Here is a 19,635-nt window from a genome sequence, read left to right on the forward strand (position 1 = left end):
CGGATCGGTATGCTTCGTGGTGCGCTGGCGACGCCGACGCGGTCCGCGGACGCGGCCGGGACGATCGTCGTGGGGACGGTGTTGACGCTGCTCGCGTGGACCGTTGCGCCGGTCTGGCTCGTCGTCACGCTGCTGTTCCCGCCCGCGGTCCTCGCCGCTCCGCTCGCGCTCGCGCCGGCGCTCGTGGCTCGCGGGTACTACCTCCGGGTCGTCGCCGGCGGGATCGAAACCGGGAACGCCGACGGTACTCCCCCGTTCGTCGCGTGGGGGCGGCTCTACCGTGACGGCCTCAAATCGGCCCTGCTCACGGTCGGCTACCTCCTGCCGCTCGCGGTCGCCCTCGTCGCCGTCGGGGTTGCCGGCGCGTTCCTGGAGGCGGGGCTCGTCGACCCCGAACCGCTCCTCGAACCGGTCGCGGCGGAGCCGTCCGAGACGTCGACCGCCGCCGGGGCCATCGTCGGCGTTCTCGGCGGGTTAACCCTCCTGTTGACGGGGGCATACCTCCTCGTGTTCGCCTACGTCAGACCGGCCGCGCTGGCCGCGTTCGCCGCGACCGGTCGCCTGCGGGACGGGTTCCGGCCGTCGCTGGTCGCCGACGTGGCGTTCACCGGCGACTACGCCGTCGCGTGGTCGCTGGCGGCGGTAACGCTGCTGACGGGGTACGCTATCGGTGCCCCGTTCGTTCCCCTGATCGCCGGGATCGTGGTGGTGTTCGTCACCCGAGTGGTCGTCCACGCGCTGTACGGCCGCGGCGCGGCGGCGACGCTCCGCGAAGGGACGGCTGGCGCGGAGCCAACCTCGACTGACGCGGAGCGCGCCGATTCGGGGACGCCTCGTGAGGGACCGAGCACCGGCGTCGTCGTCCGGGGACTGGCGGAACCGCCGGTCGACGTACAGACCGGGCGGTCCGTTCCGTTTGCGTCCGGACGGGCCGAGGCGGGACGTGACGATCCGGCCGGCGACGTGGACGACGATCCGGCCGGCGACGTGGACGACGATCCGGCCGGCGACGTGGACGACGACCCGGCCGGTGGGACCCACGGTGCTGACGGAAACTCCCCGGACGACCCGTTCCGCCCGGCGGAACCGGAACCGGCCCCGGCCGCCGGCGAGGAACCCGGGGAATCGGAACACGCTGAGGAACCCGAGGTGTCGCGGGCGTTCGAGTGGGGGCCGACGGCGGAGGACCGATGACGCCCGATCGGGATGGCAAGGGTTGATACCAACCCGGTCGAACGGCCGTCCATGCGAATCGCCGAGCGCGGGTACGGCGAGGAGGGTCGCGAACGGCTCACGCTCGTCCCCGAGAACGTCGACGACCTCTGGCACCTCGCGCACGTCCTCGAACCGGGTGACCTGATAGAGGGCGACACGACCCGCCGGATCCAACGCGACGACGAGCAGATGCGGGACACGGGCGGCCAGCGCGAACACCTCTACGTCACCATCGAGGTCGAGACCGTGGAGTTCGCGCGCTTCGCCAACCGACTGCGAGTCGGTGGCGTCATCGTCGGCTGTTCCCGCGAGGACCAGCTCGGGAGCCACCACACCCTCAACGTCGAGGAGCACGACGAGGTCACCATCGAGAAACACTTCAAGCCGGACCAGACCGACCGGATCGAGGAGGCGACCGAGGCCGCCGAGAACCCCGATGTCGCCATCGCCACCGTCGAGGAGGGTGCGGCGTCGATCCACACCGTCCAGCAGTACGGCACCGAGGAGTACGCGTCGTTCACCAAACCCACCGGGAAAGGGGAGTACTCGCGCCCCCGCGAGGAGCTGTTCGCGGAGCTCGGCGAGGCGCTCAGCCATCTCGACGCCGACGCCGTCATCCTCGCCGGACCGGGGTTCACGAAGCGGGACGCCCGCGACTACATCGAGGAGGAGTACCGCGACCTGGGCGACGACATCACGACCGTCGACACCTCCGCGGTCGGCGACCGCGGCGTCCACGAGGTGCTCAAACGCGGCGCGGTCGACGAGGTACAGAAGGAGACGCGGATCTCGAAGGAGGCGAACCTCATCGACGATCTGACCGAGAACATCGCCACCGGCGCGAAGGCGACATACGGTCCGGAGGACGTGGCCGAGGCCGCGGAGTTCGGCGCGGTCGAGACGCTGCTCGTCGTCGACGACCGGCTCCGCACGGAGCGGCAGGGCGAGGGCGACTGGGAGATCGACGTCAACGAGGTGATCCGCTCGGTCGAGCGGCAGGGCGGCGACGTGGTCGTGTTCTCCTCGGAGTTCGCGCCCGGTGAACAGCTCGCGAACCTCGGCGGGATCGCCGCGATCCTGCGGTATCGGCTGCAGTGAGGAATGAAGGTCCCGACTCGGGTATATAAACAAACGGTCCGGTAAGCGGCTCATGCGGTGGCGCGTCCGCTCGTACCCTTATAAGTGGTGCGAGCGGCCCGCGAGGTCGTCGGGCTTCGCTCGACTGTCAGAGGCGCGTAGCGCCTCGCTGTCGCCGCCGCTACGCGCCGGCTGCTAGAGAGGGGCCGAAGGTCCCTCGATGGACGCAGTGGTCACTTATAAGCGATCGGTCGGTGTTTTATACGCAATACCGGATCCCGGAGTCACCCGACGCTCCGAACGCCGAGAGCGACGACGGGCTACGCGGATCCGGCGTCACCGACCCGTGAGCGCCTCGCTCGCGGGCGCGAACTCGATGGACTGCCCGCGTCCCGCCTCGCTCGCGCGCTTATAAAGCATATGCGCCGCGGCGGCGGTCTCGATCCCGGTGCCGCCGGAGTCGAAGACGGTCACCTCGTCGTCGCTCGTCCGTCCGGGGTGCTCGCCGGCGACGACCGCGCCGAGGTCGGCGGCGACCCCCGTTTCCGCGTCGATCAGTCCCGCGTCGACCGCGGCCAGGAACGATCCCGCGTCTCGCGTCGCTCGCGCCCGGAGGTCGGGGACGTACGTCGCCCGCGCGACCAGTTCGGGCGGCAGCTCGTTCTTTTCGGGGTGGTACTGTCCCATCGCCGTGACGTGGGTGCCGGGCTCGATGGCGGCGTCATCGATAACGGGGTCGCTCGCGGTCGTCGCCGTGATGACCACGTCTGCGCCGGCCAGCGCCGCACTCGTGCTCCCGACCGCCGAGACGTCCGCGTCGATCCGGCCGGCGAACTCCTCGGCGAACACCTCGCGGTGCTCGGCCGTGGGCGAGAAGACGCGCACAGCCTCGAACTCCCGAACCGTGGCGGTCGTCGCCAGCTGGCCGCGAGCCTGCGCGCCGCTACCGATGACGGCGATCTCCGTGGCGTCGTCGCGAGCGAGCGCGTCGACGGCGACCGCGCCGGCCGCCCCCGTCTTGTAGGGGTTCATCGATGCGCCGTCGAGCAGCGCCAACGGCTCACCGGTTTCGGCGTCGAACAGCGGCGTCATGAACCAGGCGTCCTCGGCCCCGAAGCCGGCGGCGTAGGTGTATCCCCCCATCGCGCCGGTGTCGGGGAGGATCGCGGCGTACGTCGTGAGCATTCCCGGCGGGTCACGGCTCGTGAGCGCGGTCCGCGGCTCAGCGGGTGCGCCCGACCCGACCTGCCGATAGGCGTCACGGACGGCAGCGACGTAGTCGGCGGGCTCCGCGAGGTCGTCGACGTCACCGCTCGTCAGGAACAACGCGTCGGTCATACCCGACTGATGGGGCGGGAACGACTAAACGGTACAGGACCCGACCGCCATCGTGGGGAGAACGCGGTTCGAACGCGAAAGGCCCCGGAACCGGGAGCGAGGCCGGGCAGCGACCGGGAGCGGGGCGGGGTGGGGACCAAGAGCGGGGCGGGGATCAGGAGCGGGACTGGACCGTCCGGTCAGTCGGAGCCGCCGGACGTCGCGGGGCCGCCCGAGGCTGCCGCCCCGCTAGAGGGGTTCGAGGCTGGGGGATGACCGGGGGCCGATCCGGACTCGCCGGGCGGGGAGTCGGCGTCGGAGAGCGGCCCCCGAACGAACATCGCGTGGCCCATCAGGACCAGCGCGACGCCCGCGCCCACGGGAAGCGCCATCGTCAACGACAGTCCGACCAGATTCAGGAACGCGGTGATCCCGATCAGCGCGGCCGGAATGAGCCCGAGGACGTAGTCGTAGTACCCAGTCATAATCCATGTGGATCTATCACACTTTCCCACTTAATTGTTTCCCATGGTTGTGTGATCAGGAACTCAGTGAGAACAGAGATTATTGCTATAACTTATACATCGATACTCCGCGTACAGCCGGCGAACTGGAGTCGATCGATTTCAATTCAGGGTAGATCGGAACCACGAGGTGGTACGACGAGCACGAGGTGGTACCACGAGCACGAGCGGTACGGCAGGGAAGGAAAGGGGAGTAGACGAAAGAAAAGCGGAGGGAAAGGACGTGGAGAGAAGCGGAGAGAGCCCGCGAGAAACGAGAGCGCTGGAAGGCTCGGGCTGAATTCGGCGGATCGAGGATCCGGGCTACCGAATCCGGAAGTACAGCGCCCGCCACCCGCCGAGCGCGACCGCGCCGAGGACGAGCGTGATGAGCATGAACGTCGGTGCCGCGCTCCCACGGAACACGAACTCGCGCAGGACGAACCCGACGACGGCCGCCGGGATCCACGATCGGATCACGAGCGGGACCGACGACTTCGCCGTCTCGACCGCGCCGGCGGAGTACGCGCCGACGAGCGGCGCGAAGACGACCCAACCGATCACGAACGGGGCCCACACGCCGACCAGGTATATCGGGTCGTCGAGCAGGAACGCCACGGTCGTGTGGTTGAGCGTCCCGACGGTCAACAGCGCGAGCAACACCACGACGTCGCCGACCGCGAGCGGGGCCGCCGCGCGGTCCAGGCGTCCGGCCAGAAACGACTTGACGTCCATACGACCCCGTCGGACCCGCGCCTACTTTGTACGTACGGATCCGCGCCGACGGCGAGAAACGCGCTGCGAAAGACCCGCGACACCGGCGGCCGCTGTGACTATCTTGATACAGCGAGAGAATCCCGCCGTTCACGGCGGGCATGAATCGCGTGCGCTCCGGTAAGAAACCGCCACGTTACAACTGGTCTTGAGTCTCCAACGCTTCAAGACCTGCTTCTAGCACCTCTGTATAGGCTCCCGAGAGGTCCAAATCGTTTGCTTCTGCGTAGTCTTTGACTCGGCCACCGAGCGTGTGTGAAATGTCGATGTTTGGGCGCATACGAAAAGACTTTAAGACCAAAAGTATAATAATCTGTTGTCGTGAAGCGTGCCAACACGTTCGTTGTGCGACCGCTCACCGACGACGATGAGCAGGTGCTACGGGACTTGTTGGACGCTTCTGCCGCTCTCTGGAACGAGATCAATTACCAGCGCCTCATTCGTACAGCGGGAACGCAGCACAGAGCTCGACGACACGCTCGCCGACCTCGTAGATCACGTCCTCGCTGTCGGGGTTGTCGACGACCCGGTAGATGAGGTCGCCGACCTCCTCGATGGCGTCGGCGTCGAACCCGCGAGTCGTAAGCCCCGCGGTACCCGCGCGGATCCCGGAGGGGTCGAACGGTGAGCGGGTCTCCCCAGGTACGGTGTTCCCGTTGAGAACGATGTTCGCGGCCGCGAGCGCGTCCTCGGCGTCACCCCCGGACAGATCCGGATGCGACTCCCGAAGGTCAGCCAGCACGAGGTGGTTGTCGGTGCCACCGGAGACGAGCGAGAGCCCGTGGCCCTGAAGCGTCTCGGCGAGCGTCTCCGCGTTGTCGACGACCGCCTGCGCGTACTCCTCGAACTCGGGTTCGAGCGCCTCCTTGAACCCGACCGCTTTGCCCGCGACGTTGTGCATCAGCGGGCCGCCCTGCCCACCGGGGAACACCGCCTTGTCGATGTCGTCGGCGAACTGCTCGTCGCACATCACGATCCCGCCGCGCCCGGCGCGGATCGTCTTGTGTGTGGAGCCGGTGACGAAGTCGGCGACGCCGACCGGCGAGGGGTGGACGCCGGCGGCGACGAGGCCCGTGATGTGTGCGATGTCCGCGAGGTGGTAGGCGTCGACCGCGTCCGCCGCGGCCTGGATCGCCTCCCAGTCGACCGTCCGCGGGTACGCGGAGTACCCGGAGACGATGATGTCGGGCTCGAACTCCTCGGCCGTCTCTCGGAGCCCCTCGTAGTCGATGTATCCGGTGTCGGGGTCGACCTCGTACTGTTCGACCTCGTAGATCTGTCCGGTGAAATTCGCCGGGTGGCCGTGTGAGAGGTGACCGCCGTGGTTCAATTCGAGCGAGAGGATCTTGTCGCCCGGATCGAGCGTCGCGTAGTACACCGCCTGGTTCGCCTGCGTCCCCGAGTGTGGCTGGACGTTGACGTGCTCCGCGCCCCACAGCTGTTTCGCGCGCTCGATGGCGAGCTCCTCGACTTCGTCCGCGTGTTCACAGCCCGCGTAGTAGCGCGCACCGGGATACCCCTCCGCGTACTTGTTCGTGAGGACGCTCCCCTGCGCTTCGAGAACCGCCTCGCTGACGTGGTTCTCGCTAGCGATCATCGCGAGCGTCTCCTCCTGTCTCGTCCGTTCGCCGGCAAGCGCGTCCGCGACCGCCGGGTCGACCGCCCGGAGGTTCTCGTTGTCCATACGAATATTCGGGCGGGACGGAACATTAAGCCTGTCCGTCCGCACACCGCATGCCGCGAGCGCCACCGCCGCCGGCACCGACGATATCCCCGTCAGCGGAAACGCCGATTTCACGGATTAGAGGGCCTGAGAAGTGCTTATAAGCCTATTATATCCCGTTAATATTAAATACGCAACCGACTTTTATACGAGGAGATAGATGGTATCGAATTTACTTGAGGCAGACGTGGAAACCGTCCTCGACGGGGCGTTCGCGGGGACTGACGACGAACTGCTCGTGATCGACCCCTCCGCGGAGACCGTAACCGCGCTGATCGAGGCACGGATCGATCGGGACGATCTCCCCCGGATGTCGATGCTGGCCGACGAGGGTGTACTGAAAGACGTCATGGACGACTTCCTCGTCGCGTCGAAGGCCGCCGATCTCGTCGACCGCGACGCGCTCTCGCTCCGGCTCCTCCCCGAGGACGTTGAGAACGCGCTGTTCGTCTCCGAGTCCCGGGCGGTCGCCATCGTGGGCGCTGCCGACCGGGTCGCGGCGCTCTCGACGACCGACGAGGCGTTCGTCTCCGAGGTGTACGCGACGCATCGCGCCGCCTTCGACGACGCCGAGACGTACACTCTCCGCACCCCCGCGATCAGTCGGGTTCGAGAGACGATGGCCGCCGAGATCGGCGAGACCGCACGGGACGACTTCAACGCCGTCCTCGAAGCCCTCGACACCGCCCGCGGCGGAAACGGAAGCCTCGACGAAGTGACCGTCTCGCTGCTCGTCGCCGCGCGCAACGACGTGCTGCTGTACGACATCTCCAAGTGGGGAGAGGACGTCGGGATCGCCTCGAAGGCGACGTTCTCCCGAACGAAGACCCGACTCGAGGACCTCGGCCTCATCGACACGGAGAAGGTCCCAATCGACGTCGGCCGCCCCCGCCTCCGGCTCAAGATCGGCGACGAACGCCTCGTCGGTCTCGACGCCGCCGACTTCGCGGACGTCGCGGTCGACCTGGCCGCGTAACCCCCTCGACGCCGCCGGTCGCTCGTCGTTCTTCCCGTTTCCGTTCCGGTGAGGACCCGTGGGCGCAAGGAGCGCGACGCCGTCCTTGCGCGCCACCGCCTCTCCACGGGCTTTTTTTCCCTCCTCGTCGTCGGCCACGTCATGGATATCGGACTGGTCGGCGAGGGCCCTGCGGTCGACGCGGTCGAGGCCGCGCTCGCCGACGTCGACGTGAACGTGCTGCCGGTCGACGCGGCGCTGTTGGACGGGTTCGACCTGGCGGTCGTCGTCGGGACGACGGGGGCAGCCGTGTTCGGAACCGCGAACGACGAACTGGACCGGTGGATCGCCGTCGAGGTCGGCGGGGTGGGCGGCGTCCCGCTGGACGACGTCGACGCCGCGGTGACGGTGTTCGACGACGCCTGTTACGACTGTCTCGGCGCGCGGGTCGAAAGCGGCGGTGCGGAGCCGGCCGACACGGCGACGGGCCGTCGATCCGGGGTTAGGTTCGCCGGATCGGTCGCCGGCCGGCGGACGATCCGGCTGCTCGCAGGGGACCCCGTCGCGGACACCGTCCGTGAGGTGCCCGGCCCCGAACGACACCTGCTCCCCGTTCCCGGCTGTGGCTGCGGCCCGACGCCCGGCGACGCGCTCCCGCTGGAGCCGGGAGGGGGAAGCGGCACGGAACACGACGCCTCGCTGTCCGGCGCGCTCGACCGCGCGGATCGGGGTGTCGACCCGCGGATCGGGCTCCTGACCGAGGTGGGCGAACGCGAGTCGTTCCCCATTCCGTACTACGTCGCCCGGCTGGCGGACACCGCCCCGTTCTCGGACGCACACGCCGCGGCGTTCGCGGGCGGGGCCGACGACGACTGGGATGCGGCGTTCATGAAGGCGCTCGGCGAGGGGTTAGAGCGGTACGCCGCCGGGGTGTACCGGTCGTCGTCGTTCACGACCGGCACCGCCGCAGACGTGCCGAACCCGATCACGCCGGACGCGTTCGTCCGCCCGGACTCGGCCGCCGCCTACAGCCCCGACGACACGCTCCCGTGGACGGCCGGCGAGCGGCTGGACACGGGCGAGCGCGTCGACCTCCCCGCGGAGTTCGTCCGGTTCCCGCCGCCGGAGAACCGATACCGTCCGGCAATCACCACCGGACTCGGTCTCGGGAACACGGGCGCTGAGGCGGCCCTCTCCGGGCTCTACGAGGTGATCGAGCGCGACGCGACGATGACGACGTGGTACTCGACGACGGAGCCGCTCGGGATCGAGGTCGACGACGGGACGTTCGACCGTCTGGTGAAGCGGGCGCGTGCCGAGTCGCTGTCGGTGACGCCGCTTCTCGTCACGACGGACATCGATGTTCCCGTCGTCGCCGTCGGCGTCCACCGGGACGAAGCGTGGCCGCGATTCGCCGCCGGATCGGGAGCGGCCCTCGATCCGGTCGCCGCGGCCCGAAGCGCGCTCTCGGAGGCGCTCCAGAACTGGACGGAGCTCCGGTCGATGGGCGAGGCGGCGGCCGCCGAGGAGAGCGCGGCGATCGGGCACCACGCCGAGTTCCCCGCGGCCACACGGGCGTTCTTCGACCCGGACGCGACCGTCACGACCGAAGGGCTCGGCGAGCCCGAGCTGTCGGGTGTCGACGAGCTCGAAGCGGCGACGGAGCGCGTCCGTGACGCGGGCGTAACCCCCGTTGTTTCCCGGACGACGACCCGTGACGTGGCCGCGCTCGGGTTCGAGGCGGTCCGCGTGTTGGTTCCCGAGGCACAGCCGCTGTTCACCGGCGATCCGTTCTTCGGCGAGCGTGCCCGCGAAGTCCCCCGATCGATGGGGTTCGATCCGGTACTCGACCGGGAGTACCACCCGTTCCCGTAGGCCCGGATGAGCTTCGACGACGAGGGGGAGAGGAGGCCGGAGGTCGGTGGGAAGGCGACCGAACGGGTCGCGGACCGGCAGACAGGCGGACCGGCGGACCGGCGGATCGACGGACCGGCAGCCGCGGGTTTAACTACTGCCGTCACGCCGATATCGACATGGAACTCGTACCCGACGAGTCGGTCGAGTCGACGGAGGCGGTCCCCGGCGTCCACCTGACGCAGGGGGCTGTCGGAGAGGAAGCCAGCATCCAACGGTTCTACATCGAGCCCGGCGCGGAGGTGCCCGAACACGAGCACCCCCACGAGCAGGTGGGAACCGTCACGAGCGGGACGCTCACGTTCGTCGTCGACGGGGAGACGCACGCGGTTCACGCGGGCGACACGTTCGTCGTTCCCGGCGGCGAACCCCACGCCGCGTACAACGACCGCGACGTTCCGGTCGAGGGGTTCGACGTGTTCGCACCACCCCGCCCGAACCCGGACTGGCAGGAGTGACCGACCACCAGCCGGAGCGTTCGAGCGCGGTCGAACGACGCGCATAAGCCGTCCGCGACGGTACGAGAGGGAAATGGGAGGAAAAGACGAGTACTACAACCGGTCCAAACAGCAGGGGTACCGTGCCCGGTCGGCGTACAAGCTGAAACAGCTCGACGAGGACGCAGACCTGTTCGACAGCGGCAACACCGTCGTCGACCTCGGGGCCGCGCCGGGCGGCTGGCTTCAGGTGGCGGCCGAGGCGGTCGGCGAGGGAGGGACCGTCGTCGGGGTCGACCTCCAGCGGATCGACGACCTGGAGGACCACGACGTCGAGACGATCCGCGGCGACATGACCGAGGAGCGCACCCGCCACTACCTCCGAGAGGCGGTGGGAGAGGGCGGCGCTGACGTCGTCGTCAGCGACATGGCACCGAACATGACCGGCGAGTACTCGCTGGACCACGCCCGTTCGGTCCACCTCGCCCGCCAGGCGTTCGACGTCGCCGAGGAGCTGCTCGCGCCCGGCGGCGACTTCGTCGTGAAGGTGTTCCAGGGCGAGGACCTCGACGCGTTCCGCGAGGACGTGGGCGAGGAGTTCGAGTACGTGCGGACCGTCTCGCCGCCCGCCTCGCGGGACAGTTCCTCGGAGGTGTACCTCGTCGCGAAGGGGCTCCTCACCGCGCCGGTCGAGGCGGGCGACCGGATCGAGGTGACGATTGAGGAGCGCGGCGAAGAGGGCGACGGGATCGCCTACGTCGAGGGGTACTCGCTGTTCGTCCCCGACACGGAACCGGGAGAAACCCTCACCGTCGTCGTCGACGACGTGAAACCGCGGTTCGGCTTCGCCGAACGGGCCGCCGAGCGCGACGAGTAGGGGGTCCCTCCAGCCCGACAGTAGTTATCACACCCGATACTCCCGTGCAGGGAGTTATATCCCCGAGTCGGGTTGGAACGGCGTATGAGCCACGAGCGGAGCTCGGGATCGACGGCTGGGTCGGGCGAGCGACACCGTCGAGCTGAACTCGCGTCGTGCGCGGAAGGAACGAGGACGGCATAACCCCTCCAAAGCGTGTCTTGGTCCAGGAACGCGGGATTGCCGAGTGTGGCCGTCGGATCGATGGTTGACGGGGCCACGTCGGGAGCGGGAACCGGGACCACGATCGGTGGCCGATACCGGGAGCCGGTACGTTTATTCTTGTATATCTATATGGTGGTATTGAGCGGTAATATACAGACTTTTGCCATGAGCAGACCCAACACGGATCACATGGATCCGACACGGGACGCCGAGGCGGACAGTCAGACGCGACGGTCGTTTCTCGTCGCCGCGGGCGGCGCAAGCATGGCGGCGATCGCGGGCTGTGCGGACGAGGACGACCTCGACGGGGGTGACCCGGCGGACGATGGAGCCGAGGACGGCGGCGGCTCCGACGACCAGAACGTTATCGAGGTGTCGATCGCGCCCACGGACTCGTTCGACAACATCCGAACGAAGGGCGACGGCTCGGAGGCGATCACCTACCAGATATACGCCGGGTTGATGACGTACGGGCTCGGCGAGTTCGAGCCGGTCGGCGAGCTCGCCGAGGACTACACCATCTCCGATGACGGGACCGTCTACGAGTTCGACCTCCGCGAGGGTCAGACGTTCCACGACGGCTCGGAGTTCACGGCCCACGACATCGTCTACTCGTGGGAACGGCTCGTCGGCTCCCCGAACACCCAGGAGGCGCGGCACATCACGACGGACGTTCCCGTCGATCACGATGTCGACGCCGAGAGCCCGGGCGACGCGGTGTACCCGGACGACTACGTCCCGGGATCGCTGGCGGTCAAAGCAGTCGACGACCACACGCTCCGAATGGAGCTACGCGCCCCGTGGCACTCCGTTCTGGAGAAGCTCACCATCGGCGAGGTCGAGCCGATCCCCGAGGGGCTCGTCGACGACGCCCCGGGGTACGACGGCGAAATGGGGTTCGAGGAGTTCGAGAGCAGCCCGCCGCCGGGACTGGGCCCGTTCGAGTTCGTCGAGTATCAAGAGGGCTCTCACGCCCGCTTGGAGGCGTTCGACGACTACTACGGCGAGGGGCCACACGTCGACGCGGTCGAGATGACGATCCTCGCGGACGACGACGGGCGGTACCAGCGCGCGCTCGGCGGCGACGTCGACATCTTCGAGATCCCCGAGACGCAGTACGACGACAGCGCCGTCGATATCGGCACCGAAACCGAGCTCGGCGTCCGAACCGGGACGTACGAGTTAGAGAACGGCGAGACGGTGAACTACGGGGAATGGCAGGACGTGTACACCGCCTACATCATCAACAACGCCGAGCGGGTGCCGAAACACGTCCGGCAGGCGATGGCGTACACGCTGAATCAACACCAGATCGTCGACGAGGCGTTCAACGGGCTCGGCGTGCCGTCGTACATGTACACCCCGCCGACGGTGTACCCCGGCGGGCCGGAAGCCTACATGGAGAAGGCCCGCGAGGAGTACCCGTACGGGTTCGACGAGCGGCTCCCGGGTGAGGCGAGAGACCTCATGGAATCGAACGGTCACGACGCCGATACCCCGTTCGAGCTCACGTTCACGACGTTCAGCGACAGACAGCCGAACGCGTACGACCGGCTCGCGAACCTGATGCGCGAACAGCTCGGCCCGGTCCACATCGACGTCTCGATCGAGCAGGTGCCGTTCAACACGATCATCGACCGGGCGATCGGCGGCGAGCTCGACTCGTTCTCGCTCGGGAACTCGATCGACTACCCCGAGGCACAGGACACGCTCCGATACGCCCGCGGGGACCCGAACGACTTCAGCCGCTGGTACGGCACGGAGCCCGCAGAGCGCGCCGCGGATATCTGGGAGAACCAGGTGCTCGCGAACCCCGGCCCCAGCGAGGAGACGGTCGAAGCGCGCGAGCAGGCGTACATCGAGATGGAGGAGGCGAACTGGGAGGAGGTGCCGGACGTCATGCTGTATCACCCGGTCGAGACGGAGTACTGGAGCGAGGACCTCGAGTACGAGCCACCGTCGACGGCGTTCCACCGCCAGCAGTACAACCACGCCCGGTTCGAGTGACACCACGGATGCGTGTCGCTCCCGCGTGCGCCGTGCCAGCCGACGACGTCGGGTCCCACGCCGCCCGGCGAGCACTGACATGACCGTCGAATGAGCCGGCTTCAGTACCTCGGGAAGCGGTTCCTGCTGTCGCTTCCCGTGGTCGTGTTCGGGACGAGCCTCACGTTTCTCATCATTCGGCTCGGGCCGATCGACCCCGCAGCGGCGATCCTCGGTCCGGACGCCGACCCGCAGAACGTCGAGCGATACGAGCGGATCCGCGAGCAGCTCGGACTCAACGATCCGCTGTGGGAGCAGTACCTGAACTTCATATGGGAGATGCTCACGTTCGATCTGGGCGCGTCGTGGGTCGTCCATCCCGGAGCGGACGTGAACGCGCTGCTTATGGTGTACATGCCGCGCACGCTGTGGCTCGGGTTCTGGTCGGTGCTCGTCGCGCTGTTCATCGGGATCCCGCTCGGCTTCTACGCCGGGTTGAACCCGAACACGCCCGCCGACTATCTGGCGTCGTTCGGCGGGATCGTGTGGCGAGCCATGCCCAACTTCTGGCTCGCGATCATCCTCGCCGCCCTCCTCGTGCAGAGCGAGCGCTTCCTGTTCGGGTTCGACTGGTCCGCGTGGCTGATCGAGACGAGCGTCATCGGGACGCCCGATCTCGAGAACCTCCATCGGCCGTCGAACTTCCTCGCGGCGACGAAACAGATCCTGCCGGCCGCGCTCGTGTTGGGGTCGGCGTCGATGGGCAACGAGATGCGCATCGGTCGCACGGCCGTTCTAGAGACGATCAACTCGAACTACGTCGACGCCGCCAGGGCGAAAGGGGTCTCCGGCGGACGCCTCGTGTGGAAACACGTGTTCCGGAACGCGCTCATTCCCCTGATCCCGGTGATCACGAGCGAGGCGTTCCTGCTCATCGGCGGCTCCGTCCTCGTCGAGGTGATCTTCGGGATCAACGGGCTCGGCTGGCTCTTCTTCGAGGCGACGATCCAAGGCGACATCCCGCTGGCCGGCTCGCTGATGTTCTTTTTCATCGTGCTGATCGTCGGCGTGAACATCCTGCAGGACGTGTTGTACACGGTGATCGATCCGCGTGTCGGCTACGAACGGACATGACAGGAAACGACCCGAGAGACACGGACCCATGACATGAAACGAACGCTGCTACGGCTGCTCGGTGGAACCGACCGGCCCGACTGGCCCGAGGACGACACCCTCGGCGACCGGCTCCGGACGCGCCCTGGGCCGGCGATCCGCTGGGCAGCCGTCCTGCTCGGACTGCTCGCCGTCCAGATCGGGATGCTGCTCGGCTGGATCGCGGGCTTCCTCCCGGCCGGTCCCGTCGCGGACGCGCTCGGGTCGATCCCCGCGGCGATCTCCCACGAGACGGTCCCGAACCGCGGCTACTTCCACCCGGAACACGGCTGGGTCGGCACGTTCATGGGGCTATCGCCGGCGTGGGCGTGGGCGCTGCGGACCGGACTCGTCTACCTGTACGCCGCGACGGTGACCTACTGGGTCTGGGTGGGCTACCTCCTCTTTCGACGGGTGTACCGCGCGGCCGACTGGACCCCACGTGACGACGTGGTCGACCGGCTTCGCGGGCACACGTGGGGCCTGTTCGGCGGGGTCGTCGTCTTCGCGTTCCTCGTGTACGCACTGTTCGCCCCCGTGGTGAGTCCGACGGACATCACGCAGAACCTCTATGACCCGTTCGCCCACGAGATCACCCACTTCGACGAGGAGGCGGGCGAGGTCCGCAGCGTCTTCATCGGCGACGCGAACATCGGCTCCCAATCGGGCGCACAAGAGGGGATCGGCCCCATGCAGTACGACCCATACGACCGGTTCCACCCGTTCGGAACGATGGACCGCGGCCAAGACCTGTTCACCTTCATGGCGTACGGCGCGCGGATCTCGCTGTTCATCGGTGTCGTCGCGATCGGCCTCAGCGTCGTCATCTCGGGCGGGCTCGCGGTGCTTTCGGCGTACTACAAGGGGCTACTCGACCTGGGCGTCGTGCTCGGAAGCGACTCGGTGCAGGCGATGCCCCAGCTCCTCGTTATCATCCTGTTATCGGTGGTGTTCGCGGACACGTGGCTCGCCGGGCTGTACGACGGCGGGTTCCTGCTCGCGCTCATCTTCGGGCTGACGGGGTGGCCGTCGCTGTGGCGCGCGGTTCGGGGGCCGGCGTTACAGGTCGCCGACCGCGAGTGGGTCGACGCGGCCCGGAGCATGGGTCAACGGCCGACGCGAACGATGCGACGCCACATGGCCCCGTATCTCACGGGGTATCTGCTGGTGTACGCGTCGATGAGCCTCGGCGGCGTGATCATCGGCGTCGCCGGGCTCTCGTTTCTGGGGCTCGGCGTCACCTCCCCGACGCCGGAGTGGGGTCGCGCCGTCGACGCCGGCCAGCCGTACGTCGCGACCGCCTCGTGGCACATCTCGCTCGTCCCGGGGGTGCTCGTCGTGCTCGTGGTGACGGCGTTTAACGCGCTCGGCGACGGGATCCGCGACGCGATCGACCCCGAGAGCGACACGGGCGCGAGCCAGGAGGGGGCGATGGCGACGGGAGGTGGCGGATGAGCCCGCCGCTGCTCGCCGTCGAGGACCTCACGACCGTCTTCCGCACCGACAAGGAGACGATCCGCGCCGTCGACGGCGTGAGCTTCAGCATCGAACGCGGCGAGACGCTCGGGATCGTCGGCGAGAGCGGCAGCGGCAAGAGCGTCACCGCCCGGTCGATCATGGGGCTCGTCGACTCGCCGGGACGGATCGCCGAGACGAGCAGCGTCCGGCTCGACGGCGAGGAGCTGAACACGCCGGACACCGACTGGACCGGGGTGCGCGGCGGGCGGATCGCGTTGGTGTTTCAGGACCCGATGACCAGCCTCAATCCGGTGTACACCGTCGGCAACCAGATCAAGGAGTCGCTGCTGTTACACCGGGGGCTCCGGGGCCGCGAGGCGACGGAGGAGGCGACCGAGCTGTTACGCGCGGTCGGGATCCCGGACCCCGCACGGCGGCTCGGGGAGTACCCACACCAGTTCTCCGGCGGGATGTTACAACGCGCGGTGATCGCGATGGCGCTGGCGTGTGACCCGGACCTGCTGATCTGTGACGAGCCGACGACCGCCCTCGACGTGACGATCCAGGCGCAGGTGCTCGAGCTGCTCGCCGACCTCCGCGCCGAACAGGACCTCGCCCTTCTGTTCATTACCCACGACATGCACGTGATCGCCGAGATCGCGGACCGCGTCGGCGTGATGTACGCCGGCGAGATCGTCGAGACCGGGCCCGTCGACGCGGTGTTCGACGATCCGGCCCACCCGTACGCGGAGGGGCTGTTGAGCTGTATCCCCTCCCGGAACGTCGGACGTGACCGGCTCGACACGATCGAAGGCGACGTACCGACGCCGACGGAGCCGCCCTCGGCGTGTCGGTTCGCGCCCCGCTGTCCGGCCGCGTTCGACGCCTGCGAGCGGGTTCATCCCCAACGGGTGCCGATCGGGAGCGAGGAGGACGACGGAGACGCGGACGGGAGCGGGAACAAGGCCGGCGGTCCCGCGGACGGAAGCGGTGCCGACAGGGACGTCGCGTGTCTGTTGTACCCGGAAAACGAGTCCCGATCCGATCGGGTCCGCCACCACGATCGCGACGGCGACGCGCCGGACGGCGGCGGCCACGCGTCGAACGCCGGCGGCCGCGGGCCCGACATCGAGGGAGGAGGCCGATGAGCGCGGACGACCCGCTCGTCTCCGTCGACGGGCTCCGGACGTACTACGAGGAGTCCGGCTTTCTCCCCTCGGAGCCGGTGAAGGCGGTCGACGGCGTCTCCTTCGACGTCCGTCGCGGCGAGACGCTGGGGCTCGTGGGGGAGTCGGGCTGTGGGAAGACGACGCTCGGCCGGACGCTCGTCAGGCTGGAGCGATCGACGGCGGGGCGCGTCGAGTTCGACGGCGCCGACGTTACCGCGCTCGAGGGCGACGCGCTTCGGGAGTGGCGCGAGCGCGTCGCGATCGTCTTTCAGAACCCCCATTCGAGCCTGAACGAGCGGCTCACGGTCGGCGAGATCGTCCGGGAGCCGCTCGACGTCCACGACTGGGGGGAACCCGGAGAGCGGCCGGACCGCGTCCGCTCGCTGCTCGACCGGGTCGGCCTCCAACGGGAACACTACTACCGGTACCCCCACCAGTTCTCCGGCGGCCAGCGGCAGCGGGTCGCTATCGCTCGCGCGCTCGCGGCCGAGCCGGAGTTCGTCGTCCTCGACGAGCCCGTCTCCGCGCTCGACGTGAGCGTCCAGGCGAAGATCCTCAACCTGCTCGCGGACCTCCAGGAGGAGATCGGCTTGACGTACCTGTTCATCGCACACGACCTCTCCGTGGTCAGACACATCAGCGACCGCGTCGCGGTGATGTATCTCGGCAACGTCGCGGAGATCGGGCCGACGGAGCGGGTGTTCGGCTCGCCGGAGCACCCGTACACCCACGCGCTGTTGTCCGCGATCCCCGGCGACGCCGGCCCCGACGAGTTCACCGACCGGATCACGCTCCGCGGGACGCCCCCGAGCCCGGTCGACCCGCCAGCGGGCTGTCCGTTCACCGACCGGTGTCCGATGAAGATCCGCCCCGAAGGGTGGGAGGACCTCGACCCGGCGGTGTGGGGGGCGATAGCCGAGTTCGGCACCGTGATCGAGGCGCGTGAGAGCGGGGTCGAGGCACGGATCCGCGAACTGAAAAACCGGCTCGGGCTCGCGACCGAGCGGGAGACGGCGAGCGCGGTCGCCGACCGGCTCTTCGCGGAGGCGGACGCGCCGACCGCGGTCAGGTCGACGTCCGAGCGGATCGCCGAGCGGTTCGACGCCGGCGACCGGGAAGGTGCTCGTGGGGCGTTCGACGACGCGTTCGCCAGCGTCTGTGACCGATCGGTGCCCCCGACGACGACACACGCGACCGACCACCGGAGCCACTGTCACCGACACGACGACGCGTACGAGGACACCGATCGGTTCCGTCGGGAGGTGTTGGAACGGTGAGTCGGTCGGAGCCCGGTACGGGTCCCGACTCCTCGCGGTCGATCCTCGGGGGCGTGGTCGAGGTCAGCGTGTACGCGCTCACGGTCTCGCTGTGGACCGCGGCGTTCGTCATCGCGGTCGGCGTCGGGAGCGGGGCGGGCGTCGCGGCGGCGAAGAACGCGCTGTTCGTCCTCGGCTGGCTCGCGTTCGGCGTGGTCGCGATCCGGCTGTTTCCGACGGGGTACGAGGGAGGGACCGGCACCACCCGCCAGTCCCGGTTCGACGCCGCGGTCTCCCGGCTCCCGCCGCTCCGATGGTACTGGGACGAGGAGCCCCACGAGCGAGCGACCCCGATTGCTCGACAGTTCGGGGCCGCCGTCGCGGTGCTCGCGTCCTCGGCGGTCCTGGAGTTCGGGTTCGGGGTGGGTACGTGAGCGGACGCCGGGCGGCCGGTCCGGATCGACTGAGACGAGCTGGAGAGAACAAGTGAAATGAACCCGAGAGACACGAAACACGACACGGCATGAACGGCTGGCAACGGACCATCGAGGAGCTACACGCGCTCGAATCGAGGCTCCGGTCTGAGGGGTGGGAGACGGTCGCGACACAGGCGGGTGACGCCTCGTTCGTCCCGATCGGAGTCGGTGACGACGACTGGTTCGGGCTCTCGCTCACCGTTCCCGGGGACGACGCCGACCGGATCGAGCGGGTCGTCGGGCGCGCCACTCTCGACGAGTACGACGTGTTCCGCCGTGCGACCGATGGTCGGACGTACCTCGTGATCCGGTACGCGGACGCCGACGCGAGGGTCGCCGTCCTCGTCGCCGCGACGTACGATCGGCAGGGCGCGGCACCCCGGAAGGTCGCCCGATCCGCCGCCGATCGCGGCACGCTACACACACGGCTCCGGCGGCTTGACGGCACGCCGGTCGCCGAGTTCACACACGAGGACCACGAGCCGTTCTTTCCGGGGACCGGCGGCGACTGATTACCGGCCGTCGCCCCGTCGCCCGTCGCCTCGCCGGCTCCACTCCCGGAGCGTGAACCCCTCGTAGTCGGTCTCGTCGACGACCTCCCACTCCGTCTCGTCGAACTCGGGGAACCGGGTGTCGCCGTCGTACGCGCCGTCGACGTGGCTGATCGCCATCCCGTCGACGTGGGGGTGGAACAGAGCGTAGATCGCCCCGCCGCCGAGGACGTACACGGCGTCGGCGGTGGGGTCGGTTTGGGAGCCGGCGTCCTCGGATCCGTCGGGGCTGGGGTCGGCCCCGCTGCCCGTACCGGTCCCGTCACCGACCAGCTGACGGGCCGCGTCGAGCGCCGCTTCGACGCCGTCGGCGACGAGGGCGGTGGGCTCGTCGACCGCGTCGACGCTCCGGCTCACAACGATCTGGCGGCTCCCCGGTAGGTCCCCGCGCATCGACTCGAACGTCTTCCGGCCGAGGATCACCGGTGAGCCGGCGACGCGCTCGCGGTACTGTTCGACGTCGGCCGGGAGGTCGGGCCACGGCACCGCGCCGTCGTTCCCGATCACTCCGTTCTCGGCCACGGCGGCGACGCTGACGAGTCGCATACACTCGGTTCGGCCGCCACTGATAAAAGGGGGTGGGAAGGCGGA

The 19,635-nt window shown here is 68.6% G+C and carries 18 protein-coding genes and 1 pseudogene; 14 read left to right on the forward strand and 5 right to left on the reverse strand.

Going from position 1 to position 19,635, the window contains the following annotated elements:
- The first annotated feature begins 9 nt into the window (after positions 1-9).
- Together ACZ5TV_RS03945 and ACZ5TV_RS03950 are read left to right on the forward strand one after the other, a co-directional pair.
- Entirely contained in the window at positions 10-1,194 is a 1,185-nt protein-coding gene (locus tag ACZ5TV_RS03945; protein ID WP_464384128.1) for a DUF4013 domain-containing protein, read from the forward strand.
- A gap of 51 nt (positions 1,195-1,245) precedes the next feature.
- The gene (locus ACZ5TV_RS03950; protein WP_379783389.1) at positions 1,246-2,313 is read left to right on the forward strand and encodes an mRNA surveillance protein pelota; all 1,068 of its coding nucleotides are present in this window, start codon (positions 1,246-1,248) and stop codon (positions 2,311-2,313) included.
- A gap of 315 nt (positions 2,314-2,628) precedes the next feature.
- Here ACZ5TV_RS03950 and ACZ5TV_RS03955 read toward each other — a convergent pair whose 3' ends face one another.
- From ACZ5TV_RS03955 to ACZ5TV_RS03965, 3 genes are all read right to left on the reverse strand, one after another.
- Positions 2,629-3,630 (reverse strand): ornithine cyclodeaminase family protein, encoded by a 1,002-nt coding sequence (locus ACZ5TV_RS03955; RefSeq protein ID WP_464384129.1) that lies wholly within the window; start codon positions 3,628-3,630, stop codon positions 2,629-2,631.
- A 179-nt stretch (positions 3,631-3,809) separates the two neighbouring features.
- Positions 3,810-4,094, reverse strand: coding sequence for a DUF8015 family protein (locus ACZ5TV_RS03960; protein ID WP_464384130.1), 285 nt, complete (start codon positions 4,092-4,094; stop codon positions 3,810-3,812).
- 342 nt (positions 4,095-4,436) lie between these two features.
- Positions 4,437-4,847, reverse strand: a complete 411-nt coding sequence (locus ACZ5TV_RS03965) for a DUF3054 domain-containing protein (protein WP_379782510.1) — start codon at positions 4,845-4,847, stop codon at positions 4,437-4,439.
- 360 nt (positions 4,848-5,207) lie between these two features.
- Here ACZ5TV_RS03965 and ACZ5TV_RS03970 point away from each other — a divergent pair.
- A pseudogene (locus ACZ5TV_RS03970) lies at positions 5,208-5,330 on the forward strand (RNA-guided endonuclease TnpB family protein); the annotation flags it as partial.
- Here ACZ5TV_RS03970 and glyA read toward each other — a convergent pair.
- Positions 5,323-6,570: a serine hydroxymethyltransferase gene (gene glyA, locus ACZ5TV_RS03975; RefSeq protein ID WP_379782508.1), complete on the reverse strand. Its 1,248-nt coding sequence runs from the start codon at positions 6,568-6,570 to the stop codon at positions 5,323-5,325. The pseudogene ACZ5TV_RS03970 and the gene glyA sit on opposite strands and share 8 nt — an antisense overlap.
- Positions 6,571-6,769: 199 nt before the next feature.
- On the opposite strand from glyA, the gene tbsP reads away from it, so the two are divergent.
- The 11 genes from tbsP to ACZ5TV_RS04030 all read left to right on the forward strand — a co-directional run bounded on the left by tbsP (position 6,770) and on the right by ACZ5TV_RS04030 (position 19,005).
- Positions 6,770-7,585, forward strand: a complete 816-nt coding sequence (gene tbsP / locus ACZ5TV_RS03980) for a transcriptional regulator TbsP (protein WP_379782506.1) — start codon at positions 6,770-6,772, stop codon at positions 7,583-7,585.
- Between the two features lie 141 nt (positions 7,586-7,726).
- Positions 7,727-9,439 (forward strand): YcaO-like family protein, encoded by a 1,713-nt coding sequence (locus tag ACZ5TV_RS03985; RefSeq protein WP_464384131.1) that lies wholly within the window; start codon positions 7,727-7,729, stop codon positions 9,437-9,439.
- 158 nt (positions 9,440-9,597) lie between these two features.
- Positions 9,598-9,936, forward strand: a complete 339-nt coding sequence (locus ACZ5TV_RS03990) for a cupin domain-containing protein (protein WP_379780935.1) — start codon at positions 9,598-9,600, stop codon at positions 9,934-9,936.
- 73 nt (positions 9,937-10,009) lie between these two features.
- Positions 10,010-10,792, forward strand: coding sequence for an RlmE family RNA methyltransferase (locus ACZ5TV_RS03995; RefSeq protein ID WP_379780937.1), 783 nt, complete (start codon positions 10,010-10,012; stop codon positions 10,790-10,792).
- Positions 10,793-11,185: 393 nt separating this feature from the next.
- Positions 11,186-13,003 (forward strand): ABC transporter substrate-binding protein, encoded by a 1,818-nt coding sequence (locus ACZ5TV_RS04000; protein ID WP_379780938.1) that lies wholly within the window; start codon positions 11,186-11,188, stop codon positions 13,001-13,003.
- A gap of 90 nt (positions 13,004-13,093) precedes the next feature.
- Entirely contained in the window at positions 13,094-14,116 is a 1,023-nt protein-coding gene (locus tag ACZ5TV_RS04005) for an ABC transporter permease (protein WP_379780939.1), read from the forward strand.
- A gap of 33 nt (positions 14,117-14,149) precedes the next feature.
- A complete protein-coding gene (locus ACZ5TV_RS04010; protein ID WP_464384132.1) occupies positions 14,150-15,589 on the forward strand; it encodes an ABC transporter permease in 1,440 nt (479 codons plus the stop codon).
- The gene (locus ACZ5TV_RS04015) at positions 15,586-16,740 is read left to right on the forward strand and encodes an ABC transporter ATP-binding protein (protein ID WP_464384133.1); all 1,155 of its coding nucleotides are present in this window, start codon (positions 15,586-15,588) and stop codon (positions 16,738-16,740) included. Before ACZ5TV_RS04010 ends, ACZ5TV_RS04015 begins: the two co-directional genes overlap by 4 nt.
- Positions 16,737-18,038 carry an ABC transporter ATP-binding protein gene (locus tag ACZ5TV_RS04020; RefSeq protein WP_464384134.1) on the forward strand — a complete coding sequence of 434 codons (1,302 nt, stop codon included), beginning with the start codon at positions 16,737-16,739 and terminating at the stop codon, positions 18,036-18,038. The genes ACZ5TV_RS04015 and ACZ5TV_RS04020 overlap by 4 nt, the downstream gene beginning before the upstream one ends.
- Complete coding sequence (locus ACZ5TV_RS04025) at positions 18,035-18,451, forward strand: DUF7555 family protein (RefSeq protein WP_379781408.1); 417 nt, start codon at positions 18,035-18,037, stop codon at positions 18,449-18,451. Before ACZ5TV_RS04020 ends, ACZ5TV_RS04025 begins: the two co-directional genes overlap by 4 nt.
- 89 nt (positions 18,452-18,540) lie before the next feature.
- The gene (locus ACZ5TV_RS04030) at positions 18,541-19,005 is read left to right on the forward strand and encodes a DUF7529 family protein (protein WP_379781410.1); all 465 of its coding nucleotides are present in this window, start codon (positions 18,541-18,543) and stop codon (positions 19,003-19,005) included.
- Here the strand turns inward: ACZ5TV_RS04030 and ACZ5TV_RS04035 are convergent, their stop codons facing one another.
- Positions 19,006-19,590 (reverse strand): dihydrofolate reductase, encoded by a 585-nt coding sequence (locus ACZ5TV_RS04035; RefSeq protein ID WP_379781412.1) that lies wholly within the window; start codon positions 19,588-19,590, stop codon positions 19,006-19,008.
- Positions 19,591-19,635: the final 45 nt, after the last annotated feature.

The sequence above is a fragment of the Halorubrum tibetense genome (assembly GCF_055396225.1).